The following is a 17,477-nucleotide window of genomic DNA, read 5'->3' as shown; positions in this document are numbered from 1 at the left end:
CGGGGACCGCGGCCCCGCATGGATGTCATGCGCGCCGTTCAGCAGAGTTCGCGGTACGGCGCGTCCGGGACGTAGCGCGACCAGTCGGTACGGGAAGGGTGGCCGCCTACGCGGGTGCACAGCAGGACGGCGGCGCGGGGGCCGTCGGTGACGTAGGAGAACAGGGCGCCGTCGCCGGTCAGCGCGTACAGGGTGCGGCCGTCGGGGGAGAAGGACAGGGCGAGCACGGGGCCCGCGGTGCCGGGGAACGGGAGGTCGGCGACCTGGCCGGTGGAGGTGTCGCGGACGCGTATGCGCTGGTCCCTGTCGACGGTGGCGAGGGTGCGGCCGTCGGGGGAGGAGGCGGCGGCGCCGACGCCGGCCTCGCTGACCAGCGGCGGCTCGATGAGGCGGCCGGTACGCAGATCGGCGAGGTACAGCGCGTTGACGCCGGTGAGCGCGTACCGGGGGTCGGGCGCGAGGCCGCTCAGCGACCCGCCGACGGCATCGGTGGTGATCCGCCGGACCGTCCGCCCGGAGGCGACGTCGAGGAGCACGAGCCCGTCGTCGTCGCGTGCCACCACTTCCCGGCCGCCGGGCAGGAAGGCGAAACTCCCGTAGGTCGCGTTCACCGTGTGGGCCGGCCGCCAGGAGGGGGTGGCGGTCCAGAGCTGGGTGGCCCGTTCCTCCTGGCAGGTGCCAGGGGCGCGGTAGGTCGTGGCGGCGGCGAGCGTCCTGCCGTCGGGGCCGAACGTGAGGTCGCCGACCCGCCACAGATCGCCCGTCCGGCGGGGCGGGCGGCGGGAGAGGCGGGCCAGTTCGCGGCCGGTGGCGATGTCGCTGATCCGTACGGCTCCGTCGGGGGTGACCGCCGCGAGGGTGGCGCCGTCCGGGCTGAGGGTCACCGCGTGCGCGGGGTCGTTCGAGGCGGCGCACGGCGAGGTCGCCTCCGTGCCCTGGAAGACCAGGGTGGGCCCGACCTGGCGGCGGGTGCGCAGGTCCCACACCCGTACGCCGTCAGGCCCGGCCGTGGCGGCCCGTCCCGCCCCGACCGCCAGCGCCCCCTGCACGGCCTCCCCGCCCAGCCGATCGGGCGCGGTCCAGGCGGCGACGTCGGCGAACCGTACGCCGCCCGGCCGTACCGTGTAGGCCAGGCCGCGGCCGTCGCCGGTGAACGCCAGCTCCTCCACCAGGGACGGCAGGCCCGGTACGACGGTCGCCGACCGGCGGGCGCGTACGTCCCAGAGCCGCAGGCCCTGGCTGCTCGCGGTCGCCAGCCACCGCCCGCCGGGGTCCGTGGCGAAGCTCTCCACGTGCTCCCCGGCCGCGGCGTGGCCGGCGAGCTCGGCGCCCGTGCCGGTGTCCCAGAAGCGGAGCTCGACGGCGTGGCTGATCAGGGTCCTGCCGTCCGGGGCGAAGCGCAGGGCCCGGATCTGGTCGTCGGAGGGCGGGACGGTGAAGGCGCGTGCCGTACGTCCCGACGCGAGGTCCACCAGCTCCACCCGGCGGTCCGCGCCGGCCAGCGCGAGGGTGGACCCGTCGGGGCTCAGGGCCGCCGCCGTGACCGTCTTCCTGGTCAGCGTGCGCACGACGGTGCCGCGGCGCAGGTCGAGGACCGAGACCGGCCTGCCGGAGTCGTACGTGAACACCGCCGCCCTGCCGCCCCCGGCGGCGAAGACCGCTCCGTTGCCGACCAGGGGCAGCTCGTGCAGCAGGCGGCCGTCGCGCACGCCGAACAGGCGGGCCGTGGACTGGTAGGCGTCGATGGCGAGCAGGAGGGAGGCGTCCGGGCTGAGGAAGCTGTTCGCGCAACATCCGGGCGAGGCGATCGTGCCCAGCGTCCGGCGCGTGGCCGGGTCGCGGACCGTCGCGCCGTCGCTGTCCCAGGTCAGGACGTGCCCTCGGGCCGCCACGGCGACGTACCTGCCGTCGATGCCCGTACTGACGTCGGCCTGGCCGAGCGAGGCCAGCAGCCCGAGCCGCGCCTCGGGCACGGGGGACAGGCGCCAGGCGGCGAGGCTGAGCTGCATCGCCGTGGTGGGCGTGTGCAGTCGCAGCGCGGGCACCCGCGCGGCGAGCCCGCGGGCGATCGCCTCGTCCCGCTGCCCGGTGACGGTACGTCGCTGCGTCTCGGCCAGCGTGCCCAGGACCGCCGCCACCGCGAGCAGCGCGGCGAGCAGGGCGAGCAGCAGAGCCCGGCGCCGCCTGCGACGGCCCGCTAGCGCGGCCGAGGCGGCGAGGAAGCGCCGTTCGACCGGGTTGAGCCGTAGGTGCCGCCTGGTCTGGCCGGCCCAGCGGTGGTCGCGTTCGAGCGCGGAGCCCTGGTGCAGGTCGGCGTCCTTGTGCCCGTTCGCCGCCCATGCCCGGGCCGCGTCGCGCAGCCGTTCGAGATCGGCCAGGCCGGGACGTTCGTCGGCCAGCCAGCCGCGCAGCCGGTGCCAGGCGACGGGCAGGGCGGGCGAGGCGATGCGCACGCAGTCCGCGTCGCCGGTCAGCACCCCCGCCCGGCGCAGGGCCTCGACGGCGACGGGCGCCGCCGGGTCGTCGCCGAGTTCGTCCGGGGTGGCGGATCTGAGCTGGTCGCCGGGGCCGACCAGGCGTACCAGGAGGCCGGGGACGGCGGCCTGCGAGGGCTCGGGCAGCGCCGCGAACGCCTGCTCGGCGCGCTCGCCGAGCGGCGGCCGTACGGCGCCGTTCCGGGCGGCGACGACGCCCGCCGCCCGGCTGCCGGCCTCCATGAGGCTCCCGTGGGCGGCCCGGTGTTCCAGCAGGCCGAGCAGGAGGTCGCGGGCCGCCGGACGCCCTTCCGGCCGCTCGGCCAGCCCCGCGTTCACGAGCGCGCGCAGCGGCTCCGGCAGCGGGACGGTGTGCGCCTGCGCCCGGTACGGCGGACGGCCCGACGCGGCGTACAACATGACGGCCGCCCAGCCGTAGACGTCGGCCGCCCGGCCCGCGGGGGCGCCGCGCAGCACCTCGGGGGCCATGTAGAGCGGGGTGCCGACGGCGCCGCCCGGCGTGATCGAGCCGGTGAGCAGCCGGGCGATGCCGAAGTCGATGACGCGGGGCCCGTCGGGGCCCAGCAGCACGTTGTCCGGTTTGAGATCGCGGTGCACCACGCCCGCGCGGTGGACCGCCACCAGGGCCGTGGCCACCCCCACCGCCAGCCGGTGCAGCTCGTCGCCGTGGAAGGGGCCGTGCTCCCGGACGGCCGCGCGCAGGCTCGCCCCCGACACGAACTCGCTGACGATGTACGGCCGCTCGGCCTCCAGGTCGAAGTCGAGGATCCTGGCGGTGCAGAAGGGGGCGATCCTCGACAACGCCCGTACTTCGCCGTCGGGCGGGCGGAGGGAGGCCGCCCCGGCGTGCAGCACCTTGACCGCCACCCGGTCGCCGGCCGGCCCGTACGCCTCGTAGACGACGCCCTGGCCACCCGCGCCGAGGCGCCCCGCGAGGGTGTACGCGCCGATGCGCTGGGGGTCACCGTCGAGGAGCGGGCTCCAAGCCACGCCCCATTGTGCGCGCGAGGCCGTCACGAACGTCAACGTCCGACCGGCCGCCCGTTAAGTCTGCGGTTAACGCACCATTGCAGAACCCCGCGTTGTTCCCGCACGCCGCACCGGCGAAGCTGATCCAGCATGAAACACCGCAAGAAGGACCATCCATGACCGGCAACCGCGCCAGAGGAGATCAGTGAACGTCGTCTCCTCCACGGTCGTCTTCACCGTCGACGACCTGGCGAGCTCCAGCCGCTTCTTCACCACCCATCTGGGGTTCCGCGAGACGCTCGGCACCCCGGACCTCGTCTGGCTGAGCCGCGACGACGCGGCCGCCGACATCCTGCTGCACCGCCGCGACCTCGAACAGCCTCGCCAGGCGAGCGCCCAGCCGGTGGTGGCGTTCACCGTCACCGGCCTGGCGCGCGAGTACGAGCGGCTGCGGTCCGAGGGCGCGCCGGTCGCCGGGCCGCCGCGGCGCACTCCGTGGGGCGAGTGGCTGGTCCGCCTCACCGACCCCAACGGCATCGTCGTCGAGCTGACCGAATGGATCACGCCGAGCGGCGCCTGATCTCCCCTCCGGCGGACGGCCGCAGCAGGCCGCTCACCGTCGAACACCCTCCGTATCCGAATGGAATCCAAACGTATGCAACCGCATCCTCGTCGCTGGCTGATTCTCATCGTGCTCTGCCTGAGCACGCTGGTCCTGGTCATCGACAACATGGCGCTCACCGTCGCCGTGCCCGCCCTGGCCGCCGACCTCGGCGCCGACTCTCAGGACGTCCAGTGGATCCTGGAGTCCTACATGCTGGCCTTCGCCGGCCTGCTGCTCACGGCCGGATCCCTCTCCGACCGGTACGGCAGACGCAAGATCATGGTCATCGGCCTGGTGATCTTCGGCGCGGCGTCCCTGGCCGCCACCTTCGCCGGTGATCCCGGCCAGTTGATCGCCGCCCGCGTGGCGATGGGCCTCGGCGGCTCCCTCGTCATGCCCTCCACGCTGTCGATCCTCATCGTCGTCTTCCCCGAAGAGACCGAACGCCGCAAGGCCATGGCCGCCGGCGCCGCCTTCGCGCTGCTCGGCCTGATCGGCGGCCCGGTCGCGGGCGGCGTCCTGACCACCGCGCTCGGCTGGGAGTCGGTCTTCTGGATCAACCTCCCGATCGCCGCCCTGGCCGTCATCGCCGCCCTGACCCTCATGCCCGAGTCCAAGGGCCCCGCGACCAGGGCCGACCCTCTCGGGGCCGTCCTGTCGGTGATCGGCATGTCGGCGCTGGTGTGGACGATCAACGAGCTCGCGCACGGCGTCGCCTGGATTCCGCTCGTCGTCACCGTGCTCGCCCTCGGCGCCTTCGTCGCCTGGGAGCTGCGCACGGCGCACCCGATGGTGCCCCTGGCCCTGTTCCGCGACCGGGACTTCGCCGGTGGCAGCCTGTCGCTGACCCTGGTCCAGGTCGGCAACGGCGGACTGCTGCTGGTGCTCACCCAGTACCTGCAGTTCGTCCTCGGCTACACCCCCACGCAGGCCGGACTGGCGTTCATCCCCATGTTCGTCGCCTCGATCGTCTTCAATGGGCTCGGCGCCGCGCTGGGCGGCCGGATCGGCAACCGCGCCACCGCCGTCGCGGGCATGCTGGTGATGGCCGCCGGGTTCGCCCTGCTGGGCTTTGCCTCCACCGACGGCTTCGCCGTCCTCGCCGTCGCACAGGTCGTGCTGGGCGCAGGCAGCGGCCTGGCCGCCCCCTCGGCCGTCGCCGCGCTGATGGGCGCGATCCCCACCGACCGGGCCGGGGTCGGGTCGGCGTTGAACGACACCATCCAGCAGGCCGGGGCGGCGCTCGGCGTGGCCGCCCTCGGCGCCCTGGCCACCGGCAGTTACACCGCGGCCATGCCCGCCGACGCCTCGCAGGAGGCCCGCCGCTCGGTCGCCGCCGCCGTGGCCGACCCGTCCCTGGCCGACGCCGCCCGGCAGGCCTACGACTCCGCCATGACCACGGCGTTCGCGGGCGCCACGGCGGGTGTGCTCGCCGCGGCCGTGGTCGCGCTGTTCCTGCTGCGCGGCCGTGGACCCGCCGCGCCTACGGTCGCGCAGGCTCAGCAGCCTGCCCCGGTCGCGCCCGTTCACTGACCGGGCGCGCCGCAGCGCCGACCTCCGCCGGAGACCTGGCCGACGCGGTCGCCCCAGGGCCGGCGACGGCCCCCGGCCACTTTCCTCACCTACCGAACCGACGACACAAGGAGCTGTCCGCCCATGAGTACCGCATCCACTCGTTCACCGCGCACGTGGTTCATCACCGGAGCCGGTCGCGGCCTGGGCCGCGCCTACGCCGTGGCCGCGCTGGAGCGCGGCGACCGGGTCGTCGCCGTCTCCCGGAGCGTGGTGCGCGAGGACTTCGACGCCGTCCACGGCGACCGGGTGATGCCGCTGGCCGCCGACGTGACCGACCGGGACGCTGTCTTCGCGGTGGTGGCCGCCGCGGCCGAACGTTTCGGCCGGCTCGACATCGTGGTCAACAACGCCGGGAGCATGTACTCCGGCATGATCGAGGAGTTCACGGAGGCCGAGGCCCGCGCGCAGATGGAGGTCAACTTCTTCGGCGCGTTGTGGGTCAGCCAGGCGGCTCTCGGGGCGCTGCGCACGCAGCGATCCGGGCACATCGTGCAGATCTCCAGCATCGGCGGCCTGGGCGGCTTCCCGAGCACGGGGCTGTACAGCGCGAGCAAGTTCGCGCTGGAGGGCATGAGCGAAGCGCTGGCGCAGGAGGCCGCGACGTTCGGGGTGAAGGTCACCATCGTCCAGCCGGGCGGCTACTGGACGAATCTGTACACCAGCATGACGGCGACCACTCCGGCCGAGCCGTACGGACCCTTGCGCGAGGAACTGGCGCGGCAGTGGGCGGAGGGCTCGATCGACAGCGATCCCCGGCTGGCCGCCGAGGCGATGCTCGCGCTGGTCGACAGCCCCGAGCCGCCGCAGCGGCTGCTGCTCGGCAGCATGGTCTACGACCTGGCCTTCGACCTCTCGCGCCGCCGGATGGCTGACTGGTCGGGCTGGGAGCGGGTCAGCAGGGCCGCCGAGCGGGCCGTCCCCGCCCCCGCCGACCACTCCTGACCACCCTGAGAGGAATTCCCATGAAGATCACCATCACGACCGTGTCGCTCACCGTCGACGACGTGGCCGCCTCCAGCGCCTTCTTCCGTGCCCACCTGGGCTACCAGGAGGCCATGGCGACCCCCGATTTCGCGTCCCTCACCAGACAGGACGGTGCCGCGGCGGACATGGTGCTGCTGCGCCGCGGCACCGACGTCCTGCCGGAGGCCCAGCGCCACCAGCGGGCGAGCGGGCTCATCGTGGCCTTCACCGTCGACGGCATCGACGCCGAGGACGCCCGGCTGCGCGCGGAGAACGCCCCCATCACCATGCCGTTGCGCACCGAACCATGGGGTGAGCGGCTGCTGCAGCTCACCGACCCCAACGGCGTCGTCGTTCAGCTCGTCGAGTGGGACCATGCGGCCACCGGCACGTCAGCCACCGACGTCTCCGCCGGGTGACGGTCTCGGGTGCCTTCGCCGACGGCCGCTATTGGCGCCGGCGGGCGGCGTAGCGGCGGGACTTGGTGCGGTTGCCGCACAGGCGCATCGAGCACCAGCGGCGGCTGTGGTTCTTGGAGGAGTCCCAGAAGGCGCCGCGGCAGGTGTGCTCGGCGCACCGCTTGAGCCGGTGGATCTGGCCGGTGAGGACGAGGGTGACCCAGGCGATGGCCAGGTGGGCCATCGCGGTCTCCACCGCCCCCCGGCCGGGAACGGGGACGAGCGGTTGTCCCAGGCCGGCCAGGAGGGGGATCTCGGCGAGGATCGCCTCGGCCGGTGCCACGTGGTCGGGTGAGACGGGGTGGCCGGGGTCGAGGGCCTCCCGGAATCCGGCACGCAGGTCGAGGAAGGCGCGATGCTGCTCGGCCGTGAGCCGGAGCGCGTCGTCGGCGATCTGGCGGGCGGCGAGCCAGCCGGCGAGCTCGGCCGGGGTGGCGACGTCGTCCTGTCCGTTCTCGAGGTCGACGGTGTTGAGGAACGCCTCGATCAGGCGGGCGGCGGGCGAGGGCTCGATCACGTCGCGCCCCCCTTCCGTCAGCTTGCCGACCAACCAGCGAAAGTACTTTACCAGTTATCGACCCAGGTGGCGCAACGGGTTTCTCTACCTGCATACTGACCGGCAAACGCGTTTAGGAGGTTAGCGATGACGAGTGCGCTGGAACCGGGAACCACCGCCGGTGCCGACGGCCGGCCGGTGCCGGTCGATCGCAGCGGCCGCAACACCGTCGTGCTGGTCGCCTTCACCGCGATCACCAACCTGGCCGACGGCGTGACCAAGGTCGTGCTGCCGCTGATGGCGACCCGGCTGACCGATTCCCCCGCCCAGGTGGCCGGCGTCGGCCTCACCCTCACGCTGCCCTGGCTCCTGATCGCCTTGCACGTCGGCGTCCTGGTCGACCGTTTCGACAGGCGCATGCTCCTGTGGCTGGCCGACGGCGCCCGCATGCTGGTCGTCGCCGGACTGATCGCCCTGGCCGTCGGCGACGACATCACCCTGCCCGCCCTCTACCTCGCCGGACTCACGCTCGGCGGCGCCGAAGTGGTCGCGCTGACCTCCGCCGCCACCCTCGTGCCCGCCGCCGTCGCCCCGGCCCGGCACGAGCGGGCCAACGCCTGGCTCGCGGGGGCCGAAACCGTCTGCAACGAGTTCTGCGGCCCCTTCGTCGGCGGCCTGCTCATCGCCGCAGGCGCCAGTGTCGCGCTCGGCTGGACCGGCGTGGGCTACCTGCTCGGCACGCTGATCCTGGTGCTGCTCGCCGGCCGCTTCAAGCCGCAGGCCGCGAGCGTGTCCGGCACCGTCAACCAGCGCATCGCCGAAGGGCTGCGCTGCCTGTGGCAGCAGCCGCTGCTCCGCCTGATGGCGCTCGCCCTGACCGTGCTCAGCGCCTGCTGGGGCGCCTGGCTGGCCCTCATCCCCCTGGTCGCGACCCAGCTGATGAAGCTGGAGCCCGCCCAGTACGGCCTGCTGCTCAGCGCGCTCGGCGCCGGCGGCCTGGTCGGCGCGATCACCGTCACCACCGTCAACCGCCTGCTCGGACGCCGCTGGTCGATGCTCGCCGACCTGATCGGCACCGCCGCCATGGTCGCCGCGCCCGTGTTCACCGCCAACCTGTGGATCGTGGCCGCGGCCGCCTTCCTCGGCGGCATGGGCGGCATCCTGTGGACCGTCAACGCCCGCACCATCAGCCAGCGCCTCGTCCACCCCGGCATGCTGGGCCGCTACAACGCCGCCGCCCGCCTGTTCAGCTGGGGCGCCATGCCCTTGGGGGCGGGGCTGGTCGGGCTTCTCGCCCAGTGGCTCGGCATGCAGGCCGCCTTCACCCTTTTCGCCGTCGCGGCCCTGGCCGTCATCGTGCCGTTCCTGAAGACCGCCACCCCCGCCGCGCTCGCGGCCGCCGACGCAGCCGCACCCGCCGCGTGATTCCGGCTGGGAGCGGCGGAAGGCGGCGCGCGAAACGGCAGGCCCGGCTCGCGCCGGGCGATCACCTGCCGGTCGGGACGGGTCCTCGTGCCAGAGCCTGACGGACCTGACGGGTGAGGTCGTCGGCCAGGATTTCGGCCTGGCCGGTGGCGAGTCCGTCGAGTGCCTGGGTGGCGACGTCGGCGGGGTCGGCCTTCTGGACGCCGTCCAGCCCGGCGGTCATGTCGGTGTCCATGAAGCCGACATGGAGTGCCGAGACGCTGATCCCCCTGGGCTGGAGTTCCTCGCGGGCCGCGTCCGTCAGTGCCCACGCGGCCGCCTTCGCTGCCGCGTAGGCCCCGGCTCGCGCCGGGTGCAACCACGAGATCACCGACAGGATGTTCAGGATCGCACCCCCGCCGTTGGCCTCGATGACCGGGGCGAACGCTCTGGTGACGGCGAGGGGGCCGTAGAAGTTCGTCTCCAGTTCGCGGCGCACCGCGTCGAGGTCGCCGCCGATGAGAGGCGTGCCGGTGGAGATCCCGGCGTTGTTGATCAGGAGGTTCGCGTCGGTGGCGATCCGCGCGGCGGCCTGGATCGACGCGTGGTCGGTGACGTCCAGGAGCAGCGGGGTGACTCCTGGCAGGTCCAGGTCGTCGGGGCGGCGGACGGCCGCGTAGACCGATGCGCCGCGGTCCAGCAGTTGTGCGGCCAGGTGGCGTCCCAGACCCCGGTTCGCGCCGGTGACCACCGCGACCGCGCCGTTCAGATTCATGCCTGTCTCCTTGATGCGGGTTAGTTAGATTATGAAGGTAATCTATCTGTTGCAGCATAGGATAGATGACGACTGACATCCGACAGAGGGGGCGCAGATGGGACGCGGATCACAGGCGCAGGCGCGGGAGAACCGCCGGCGGGTCGTCGACACGGCGTCCCGGCTCTTCCGTGAGCAGGGCACCGAGGTCAGCGTCGCGGACCTGATGAAGGCCGCGGGGCTGACCCACGGCGGCTTCTACAAGCAGTTCGCCTCCAAGGAAGCCCTCATCGGCGAGGCGACCGCGCGCGCCTTCGACGAGCACGCCGACGTTCGGGCCACCGCGCTCGAACGGCACGCGGGAGATCGCGAAGCCGCCCAGGCGGCGTACATGGACGCCTACCTCTCCTCCACGCACCGCGACAACGCCGCCGACGGCTGCCCCGCCGCCGGGCTCGCCGTCGACATCGCCCGCGGTCACGCGGACGCCGAGGCTCGCCGTGTGTTCACCGAGCAGGTCGGCGACACCGCGGCCTGGCTCGCCACCGCCGACCAGGACGGCCTCGTACGGCTGTGCACCATGGTCGGCGCCCTCGTCCTGGCCCGCGCCACCGCAGGCGACCCGCTGTCGGAGGACATCCTCGCCGCCGCACGCACGGCACTGACCGGCGACCGGACCACTCCCTAGAGGGACATCGCACGCGATTCGCGCGTTTCGCGGATCACTACAGTGCACAGCCGGACCAACGATGAGCCTGGAAAGCTCATCTTCAGTAGGAGCAGGCAGGGCAGGCGTGGAACTACGTGACATCGAGATCTTCCTGACCCTGGCCGAGGAACTGCACTTCGGCCGCACCGCGGCCCGGCTGCACGTGTCACCCGCCCGCATCAGCCAGGCGATCCAGAAGCAGGAGCGGCAGGTCGGCGCGCTGTTGTTCGAGCGCAACAGCCGCACCGTACGGCTGTCGCCGGTCGGGCAGCAACTCCGCGACGACCTGCGCCCCTACTACGCCGGGCTGCAGGACAGCATGGAACGCGCCCGGCTCGCCGCCCAGGGCTTCACCGGCACGCTGCGCGTCGGGATGCTGCCCGCCAACGCCCACGACCTGCGCCCCTACTGGGACGCCTTCCGCGAACGGCACCCGCGGTGGAAGCTACGCCTGCAGAACAGCCGCTTCAGCGACGCCTTCGCCACCCTGCGGCGCGGGGACATCGACGTCCTGATCGCCTGGTTGCCCATCGACGAACCCGATCTCACCGTCGGACCGGTCCTGTTCGCCGAACCGCGCGTCCTCGCCGTCTCCGCCGGTCACGAGCTCACCCGCCGCACGTCGGTCTCCCTGGAGATCGCCGCGGACTTCCAGCACCCGCGCTCCGACACCCGGCCCGGCTACTGGTACGACGCCGCCATCCCGCGCGAGACCGGCCGCGGCCGCACGATCGAACGCGGACCCCTGGTCCACGACACCGAAGACGCGATCACGCTCGCCGGCATGGCCGAGATCGTCGTGCTCTTCCCCGCCCACATGACCCGCTACTGGATCCGCCCGGACATCACCTACCTGCCGGTCACCGACATGGAACCGCTGCCGTACGCCCTGGTCTGGCGCAGCGACACGGAGAACGAACTCGTCCGGGCCCTCGCCGGGATCGCCCGCGACCTCGGCCCTCTCCCACCCCAGGACTGACCTGCCGAGTCCGCCCGTTCTCCTCGGCGATGAGGTCCCATGCCCGCCTGCCGCAGGGCAGGTCACGCGCCCGCCGTCCGGCCGGACCCGCCCGAGCAGGGCGGTGACGACGCCGTCCGCTCCGGCAGGCGGCCTTCGGCCAGGTCGGCGAAGGGCAGCGGACAATCGGGACAGGTGCAGTGGGTCAGGCTGTCGCAACCCGCCGAGACCACCTCGGCCAGCGCGGCGCGGATGGTGGTCAGATCGGCGATCCTCGCCTCCACCTCGGCGATCTTCGCCTGGGCGCGGGCCCGCAGATCCGGCGTGGGATGGCCGCGCCGCCCCGTGTCGAGCAGCTCGGCCACCTCCTCCAGCGTGAACCCGAGCCGCTGCGCCGCCTTGATCACCGTCAGCAGCGTGACCGTCTCCGGCGGATAGGCCCGGTGGCCGCCGGGGCTGCGCGTCGGCTCGGCGATCAAGCCGCGCCGCTCGTAGTAACGCAAGGTCTGCAGGTTGACCCCGGCACGTTCGGCCACCTGCCCGCTGCGCAGGTACGGCCTGTCCAGCCTCTGCGTGTCCTGCCTCATGCCGTCCGCCCCGCTTCGGCGACCGCGCGGGTTCCCAGGGCGTCCAGCACGTCGACGTGCTCGGGCGGCACCCTCACCTCCAGCGACAGGCGGCCGTCGGCGATGGTCAGGGTGAAGGTGAAGAAGGAGCAGCAGCCGTTCTCCCGGGCCGTCAGCTCGGCGGCCCGTGCGGCGTGCTCCGGGCTGAGGACGAGGTCCAGGCGCAGCCGGGTGCGCTCCGGCCGCGCCACGCCCCGCACCGCGTCGGCGAACAAGGCGTCGAACTCGGCCACGCGCAGCGGCTGCTCGGCCGTGGGCAGGGTGCAGGCGGCAGGAGCCCATCCCCGGCCGAAGGCGATGTCCTGTGTCATGCCTCGACGGTAAACCTGTACCTGGGTACCGGATGCAAGCCTCTGTGGTGGATGCAGAGCGGATACACGGTCGCGCGGTCGTTGACACGGGGTCGCGACGATCCGGGAACCTCCGCCCCTCAGGGTGGGCGACGTACGCCTGACGGCGTGCCCCGCGCGCCTGGAGGTGTGCGGGCAGGACCGTCGAAAGATGCGACCATGTTCAGCACCCGTGTATTCCCAGGTATTCGTCCGGCGCGCGTGGCGGTCGTGTGCCTGATCGGCCTGGCGAGCTTCGGAGCCGTCGGCGCGGCCGACGCTCACACCGACGAAGCGCCTCTGACGTGGCGTGAATGCGCCAAGACGGCCAAGGACTGGCCCGTCGAGCACGACACCAGGACCGAATGCTCCATGCTGACGGTTCCCCTGGACTACGCGAACCCGCAGGGCCGCAAGATAAAGATCGCCGTGAGCCGGGTCAAGGCCGCCGACCCGAGCAGGCGCCGTGGTGTGCTGGTCATCAGTCCCGGCGGTCCCGGCATCAGCAACATCGACGCGCCGGCGACGTACGCCACCAGCAAGCTCGGCCCGCTGGCCGTCGACCATGACCTGATCGGGTTCGATCCCAGGGGCGTGGGCTACAGCGAGAAGATCAAGTGCGACGCGGAGGACGAGAGGGGCGGTCAGGAGTCGCCGTCCACCACGTCGCCCAAGGAGGAGGCGAGGGCTGGATTCGCCGAGACAGCCGCGTACAACAAGCGGTGCGCCGCCAAGGATCCCGCCTTCGTCCAGCAGCTGACCACCACGAACATAGCGCGCGACGTGGATTCGATCCGCGCGGCCCTCGGCGAATCGAAGATCAACTTCTACGGGGTGTCCTACGGCACCGCGGTGGGCGTCAACTACCGGTCGCTGTTCGACGACCGGGTGAACGCGATGTGGGTCGATTCGGTGATGCCGCCCGTCATCGACCTCGCCGCCATGGACGCCACGATGGACGCGCTCTACGAGAAGCGCTTCGACGCGTTCGTTCCATGGCTGGCGCGGCACGACGGCGAGTATCACTTCGGGACGACCGACGCCAAGGTCCGCGAGACCATATTCGCGTTGCGTGACGAGCTCCGCCGTGAACCACGTGAGGTGGACGAGAACACGGTGCTCGACGGCGAGTGGGTCAGGACGATGCTCGGCGGAGGGTCGAGCGGCTGGATCTCCTCCGCCAGGGATCTCGCCACCGTCCGCGAAGGCGGCGTCCCGCTGTCGGCGCGCCCCGCCCCGGAGTCCGCGAAGGTGTTCGGCTTCGACGAGAACCCTCTGGGCCTGAACCTGATCCAGTACCAGGCGATCTTCTGCAACGAGGGTGTCGGCGGCCGCGACTTCGAGCAGATGTGGGCCGCCGCGCAGGCCCGGAGAGCCGCCTTCCCCGCGACCGGCGGCTATTTCGAGCGCAGCGGCTGGTGCGGGGAATGGCCGTGGCCCGCGCGCCCGTGGAAGCCGGTCAGGGGAACCAGCCCCCTGCAACTGTCCGGCCACATCGGCGAAGACGTCACGCCGTACGCCTGGACGGTGGACACGTGGAAAGCCGTCGGCGGCACGTTGCTGACGGTCCAGGACGACGCGCACGCCTCGCTGCGCCGGCTGCCCTGCGCCGCGAAGGTGATCGATTTCTTCCGCACCGGCCGTACCACCGCGGGCACCTGCCCCGGTACGCGCTGACCGCGGCCCCTCCCATGAACGGACATGAGATGCGTGTGTTTCGGCGAATCGGCGCGGTACTGGGTGCCGCCATCCTCGGCCTCAACCTGCTGGCCTTCCCGGCGCGGGCGGCGACCGTGGACCTGGCGGGCACCGTCAACGTGGACGGTTGCTCGGGATCCCTGGTGCGGATGCCGGTCAGCGCGGCCGACGACCGGGCCTTCGTCCTGACCAACGGGCACTGCTACGAGGGCACGTGGCCGGTGCCGGACGAGGTCCTGGTGGACCAGCCGTCCCACCGCGTGGTCGACCTGCTCGACGGCGCCGGTGAGCCGGTGGCCACCCTGCACGTTTCCAGAGCGGTCTACGTGACGTTGACCGGCACCGACATCGCGTTGTACCAGCTGGACATGACCTACCGGCAGCTGGAGCGGGCCTACCGGATCCGGCCGCTCACGGTGTCGGCGGAGCGTCCCACGCCGGGCACGGACATCCGGGTGGTCTCCGGAAGCATGAAGAAGATCTTCTCGTGCGAGGTCGACGCGCTGGTCTACCGGGTGCTGGAGGTGGGCAACGTGACCAAGGACGTCATCCGTTACACGCCGCGGTGCGACACGGACCACGGCACCTCGGGATCCCCGATCCTCGACGCCAGGAGCGGCAAGGTCATCGGCATCAACAACACCAGCAACCACGGCGGCGGCCGGTGCACGCTGGACAACCCGTGCGAGATGAACCGCGACGGCGCCATCAGCGTGCGCAAGGGCATCGCCTACGGAACCCAGACGTACTGGCTGGCCACCTGCGTCAGGGCGGGGAACAAGCTCGACCTGGAGCGCCCCGGCTGCCTGCTGCCCAGGCCGGATGCGCGGGCCTCCGCGCGGTGACGCCGCTGTTCACCCTGTTCGATCCGGCCGGCGCGGGGAGACTCGCCGACGAAGAACGGTCCTTGATCGAGTCCCGCCTACCGCTGGGTGAGCGGGATCCGATCCCGGGCGGGGTCCGATCCCGGGCGGGGGACGAGCACCGCTCGGGACGATGCGCTGACATTTCCCCATTTCGGAAATATCCAGATGTAATGCGGCACGTTGATCGCTACTGTATGGATCAGCTTCGCGAGACCCGGACAGGCGCGGGTCGAATGGGAATCGGTTATCTTTCTCCAACAAAGAACCCTCCGGTGCCCGCCACACACATCCGCGCCTTTCCGAGCCGCGCGAGCTAGTCAGGTCTGGTGCTGGTACGGGTCGAATCTCGTCGGTCATCGCCGTATAAGCCGGCGGCTGCGGGTTCGAATCCCGTCACGGACTTCGGTTCGTGTAGCTCAATGGCAGAGCACCGTAACAGCCGGTGGGTCACCCATATCCGTGCCGGTTCCAGACCTGATCGCACGTCAGCCTTGCCGGCGGTACGGGTCGAATCCTGATCGGTTATCGATTCCCATTCGAGTTGTCCGGGTTCGAGCCCCGGCGGTCCGCACTCGCGGCCCGTGGTGTAACTGGCAGCACGCTGAAAGGCCGGTCGGAAATCCCACATCCGTACCGCCGGCAAGGCTGACGCGCAAAGGCAGGGGAGCGGGTCGGAAGAGCGTCTGTCATAAAGGCCGGTGGACGTCACCACATCCGCGCCCCTTCGTCATATCCGCCCTCGGGCGGGTCGAACGGAAGGAGCCAACGATGGCACGTGACCCTCTCGCGAGCGTCTCGGCGATCGCGACCCCGCAGACGCACCCGATCCCTGGCCGTACCGACCAGGTCAAGAACGCTGCCGGCGGCTACGTGTTCGCCAAGGACGTGTGGCGCAAGCTGGAGGACTTCCTCATTCTCGGCACCACTGGCGGCACCTACTACGTGGATGAGAACAAGCTGACCGCCGAGAACGCCGGCGTGCTGTTCCAGGCCATCGCCGAGGACGGTCCGCGCGTCGTCACGCTGCTCACCGACATCTCGACGGCCCGGCCGCCGCGGGCGCCGAAGCAGCGTCCAGCCCTGTTCGCTCTCGCCGCCTGCTACGCCAAGGGCGACGCCGACACCCGCCAAGCGGCCAAGCGGGCGCTGGCGAAGGTCGCCCGGACCACCGACCACCTGGCCCAGTTCTTCGGCTACTACAAGAACCTCGGAGGCAAGGCGACCGGCCGGGGCACCGCGCCCACGGTGGGCCGGAGCCTGCGCACGGCGCTCGGCTCCTGGTTCCTCGCCGGTGAGGCCGACGCGGTCGCGTTCAAGGCGTGCAAGGCAGCCCAGCGCAAGACGCCGCAGGGCGAGGCGTTCGCGCTGCGGGACGTGCTGCGGATCGCCCACCCGGTCGCCGACTCCGACCAGCGCAGGACGCTGTTCGGCTGGATCGCCGGCAACATCTCCGATGACGAGGCGCGCGACGAGCTGCCCGCCGTCGACCGGTTCCTCACCGCGAAGGCCGTCACCACCGCCGAGGACGCGGTCCGGGTGGTCACCGAGGCGAAGGTGCCATGGGAGTTCCTGCCGGACTCGGTGCTGAAGGAGCCGTCGGTGTGGGAGGCGCTGATCGAGACGGTCGGCCTGACCGCGCTCATCCGTAACCTGGCCCGCATGACCCGGCTCGGCACCCTCGAACCGATGGCGGACGCCACGTCGCGGGCGGTGCTGCGGCTCACCGACCAGGAGGCCATCCTGCGCGCCCGCATCCACCCGATGGACGCCTGGCTCGCGATGCGCGTCTACGCCTCCGGGCAGGCGCAGCCCAACCCGCGCGCCGACCCGCACACCTGGCATCCCGTCCCGGCCATCCTCGACGCGCTGGAGGAGACGTACGAGCTGTCGTTCGGCACGGTCGAGCCGTCCGGGAAGCGGCTGCTCGTCGCCGTCGACTCGTCCGGGTCGATGAGCTGGGGCGGCGGCGTCCGGGTGGGCGGTTCCCCGATCGGCTCCCCGTACGAGGTGGGCAACGCGATGGCGGTCATGCTGTCGCGTATCGAGAAGGGCGACCTCCACGTCATCGACGTCGACACGTCCGTGCACGCCTCGAAGGTGACCCCGCGCACGAACCTGCGCGAGATCGCCTCCTGGCAGCCGTCGGGCGGCGGCACGGACCTGTCACTGCCGTTCACGTGGGCCCGTGACCAGCACATGGAGGTGGACGGCATCATCGTCTTCACCGACAACGAGACCTGGGCGGGACGCTCCCACCCGGCGCAGGCCCTCGACGCCTACCGCCGCACCGTCAACGCCAACGCTCGCGTGGTCATCGCCGCGATGACCGCAGCGGGATATTCGATCGGCGATCCTGACGACGAAGGCGTCCTGAACGTGGTCGGCCTGGACGCGTCGCTCCCGCTCATCGTCAACGGATTCATTCGCGCCTGAAAGGGCGTTGACGCGTCACTCCCGGTTCCCGGAGACGTATGCCCCGGCCAGGAAGAGATTCCCGGCCGGGGTCATTACCACGTACGACCCCGAAGAGGTGTACGTCACGACGAGCGAGCACGCTCGCCGCCGGGCTGCTT

Annotated in this window: 15 protein-coding genes; 10 read left to right on the top strand and 5 right to left on the bottom strand. The window is 71.9% G+C overall.

Annotated features, from left to right (window positions below; all coding sequences use genetic code 11):
• Window positions 1–38 precede the first annotated feature (38 nt).
• Entirely contained in the window at window positions 39–3,485 is a 3,447-nt protein-coding gene (locus ABZ459_RS17745) for a serine/threonine-protein kinase (RefSeq protein WP_357971318.1), read from the bottom strand.
• A gap of 184 nt (window positions 3,486–3,669) precedes the next feature.
• On the opposite strand from ABZ459_RS17745, the gene ABZ459_RS17740 reads away from it, so the two are divergent.
• The 4 genes from ABZ459_RS17740 (at window position 3,670) to ABZ459_RS17725 (ending at window position 7,025) form a co-directional block, all read left to right on the top strand.
• Window positions 3,670–4,044 (top strand): VOC family protein, encoded by a 375-nt coding sequence (locus ABZ459_RS17740; protein WP_357971317.1) that lies wholly within the window; start codon window positions 3,670–3,672, stop codon window positions 4,042–4,044.
• Window positions 4,045–4,119: 75 nt separating this feature from the next.
• Entirely contained in the window at window positions 4,120–5,601 is a 1,482-nt protein-coding gene (locus tag ABZ459_RS17735) for an MFS transporter (RefSeq protein WP_357971316.1), read from the top strand.
• Window positions 5,602–5,724: 123 nt separating this feature from the next.
• Window positions 5,725–6,585, top strand: a complete 861-nt coding sequence (locus ABZ459_RS17730; RefSeq protein ID WP_357971315.1) for an SDR family NAD(P)-dependent oxidoreductase — start codon at window positions 5,725–5,727, stop codon at window positions 6,583–6,585.
• Between the two features lie 20 nt (window positions 6,586–6,605).
• A complete protein-coding gene (locus tag ABZ459_RS17725) occupies window positions 6,606–7,025 on the top strand; it encodes a VOC family protein (RefSeq protein ID WP_357971314.1) in 420 nt (139 codons plus the stop codon).
• A 28-nt stretch (window positions 7,026–7,053) separates the two neighbouring features.
• Here the strand turns inward: ABZ459_RS17725 and ABZ459_RS17720 are convergent, their stop codons facing one another.
• Window positions 7,054–7,581: a CGNR zinc finger domain-containing protein gene (locus ABZ459_RS17720; protein ID WP_357971313.1), complete on the bottom strand. Its 528-nt coding sequence runs from the start codon at window positions 7,579–7,581 to the stop codon at window positions 7,054–7,056.
• A 126-nt stretch (window positions 7,582–7,707) separates the two neighbouring features.
• Here ABZ459_RS17720 and ABZ459_RS17715 point away from each other — a divergent pair, with 126 nt between their 5' ends.
• Window positions 7,708–8,985, top strand: coding sequence for an MFS transporter (locus ABZ459_RS17715; protein WP_357971312.1), 1,278 nt, complete (start codon window positions 7,708–7,710; stop codon window positions 8,983–8,985).
• Window positions 8,986–9,046: 61 nt separating this feature from the next.
• Here the strand turns inward: ABZ459_RS17715 and ABZ459_RS17710 are convergent, their stop codons facing one another.
• Window positions 9,047–9,739 carry an SDR family oxidoreductase gene (locus ABZ459_RS17710; protein WP_357971311.1) on the bottom strand — a complete coding sequence of 231 codons (693 nt, stop codon included), beginning with the start codon at window positions 9,737–9,739 and terminating at the stop codon, window positions 9,047–9,049.
• Window positions 9,740–9,836: 97 nt separating this feature from the next.
• On the opposite strand from ABZ459_RS17710, the gene ABZ459_RS17705 reads away from it, so the two are divergent.
• Together ABZ459_RS17705 and ABZ459_RS17700 are read left to right on the top strand one after the other, a co-directional pair.
• Window positions 9,837–10,406 (top strand): TetR family transcriptional regulator, encoded by a 570-nt coding sequence (locus ABZ459_RS17705; protein WP_357971310.1) that lies wholly within the window; start codon window positions 9,837–9,839, stop codon window positions 10,404–10,406.
• 106 nt (window positions 10,407–10,512) lie between these two features.
• Window positions 10,513–11,406, top strand: coding sequence for a LysR family transcriptional regulator (locus tag ABZ459_RS17700; RefSeq protein ID WP_357971309.1), 894 nt, complete (start codon window positions 10,513–10,515; stop codon window positions 11,404–11,406).
• 62 nt (window positions 11,407–11,468) lie between these two features.
• Here the strand turns inward: ABZ459_RS17700 and ABZ459_RS17695 are convergent, their stop codons facing one another.
• Complete coding sequence (locus tag ABZ459_RS17695; protein ID WP_357971308.1) at window positions 11,469–11,972, bottom strand: MerR family transcriptional regulator; 504 nt, start codon at window positions 11,970–11,972, stop codon at window positions 11,469–11,471.
• The gene (locus tag ABZ459_RS17690; protein WP_357971307.1) at window positions 11,969–12,322 is read right to left on the bottom strand and encodes a hypothetical protein; all 354 of its coding nucleotides are present in this window, start codon (window positions 12,320–12,322) and stop codon (window positions 11,969–11,971) included. Before ABZ459_RS17690 ends, ABZ459_RS17695 begins: the two co-directional genes overlap by 4 nt.
• Window positions 12,323–12,520: 198 nt before the next feature.
• Between ABZ459_RS17690 and ABZ459_RS17685 the strand changes: the two genes are divergently transcribed.
• The 3 genes from ABZ459_RS17685 to ABZ459_RS17675 all read left to right on the top strand — a co-directional run bounded on the left by ABZ459_RS17685 (window position 12,521) and on the right by ABZ459_RS17675 (window position 17,337).
• Complete coding sequence (locus ABZ459_RS17685) at window positions 12,521–14,017, top strand: alpha/beta fold hydrolase (RefSeq protein ID WP_357971306.1); 1,497 nt, start codon at window positions 12,521–12,523, stop codon at window positions 14,015–14,017.
• A 29-nt stretch (window positions 14,018–14,046) separates the two neighbouring features.
• Window positions 14,047–14,883 (top strand): serine protease, encoded by an 837-nt coding sequence (locus ABZ459_RS17680; RefSeq protein ID WP_357971305.1) that lies wholly within the window; start codon window positions 14,047–14,049, stop codon window positions 14,881–14,883.
• A gap of 789 nt (window positions 14,884–15,672) precedes the next feature.
• Window positions 15,673–17,337 carry a TROVE domain-containing protein gene (locus ABZ459_RS17675; protein ID WP_357971304.1) on the top strand — a complete coding sequence of 555 codons (1,665 nt, stop codon included), beginning with the start codon at window positions 15,673–15,675 and terminating at the stop codon, window positions 17,335–17,337.
• Window positions 17,338–17,477 lie beyond the last annotated feature (140 nt).

The sequence above is a fragment of the Nonomuraea sp. NPDC005692 genome, assembly GCF_040631115.1.
Classification (GTDB): Bacteria; Actinomycetota; Actinomycetes; order Streptosporangiales; family Streptosporangiaceae; genus Nonomuraea.
The sequence above is the reverse complement of the archived record's forward strand: the minus strand, read 5'-3'. Positions and strand labels throughout refer to the sequence as shown.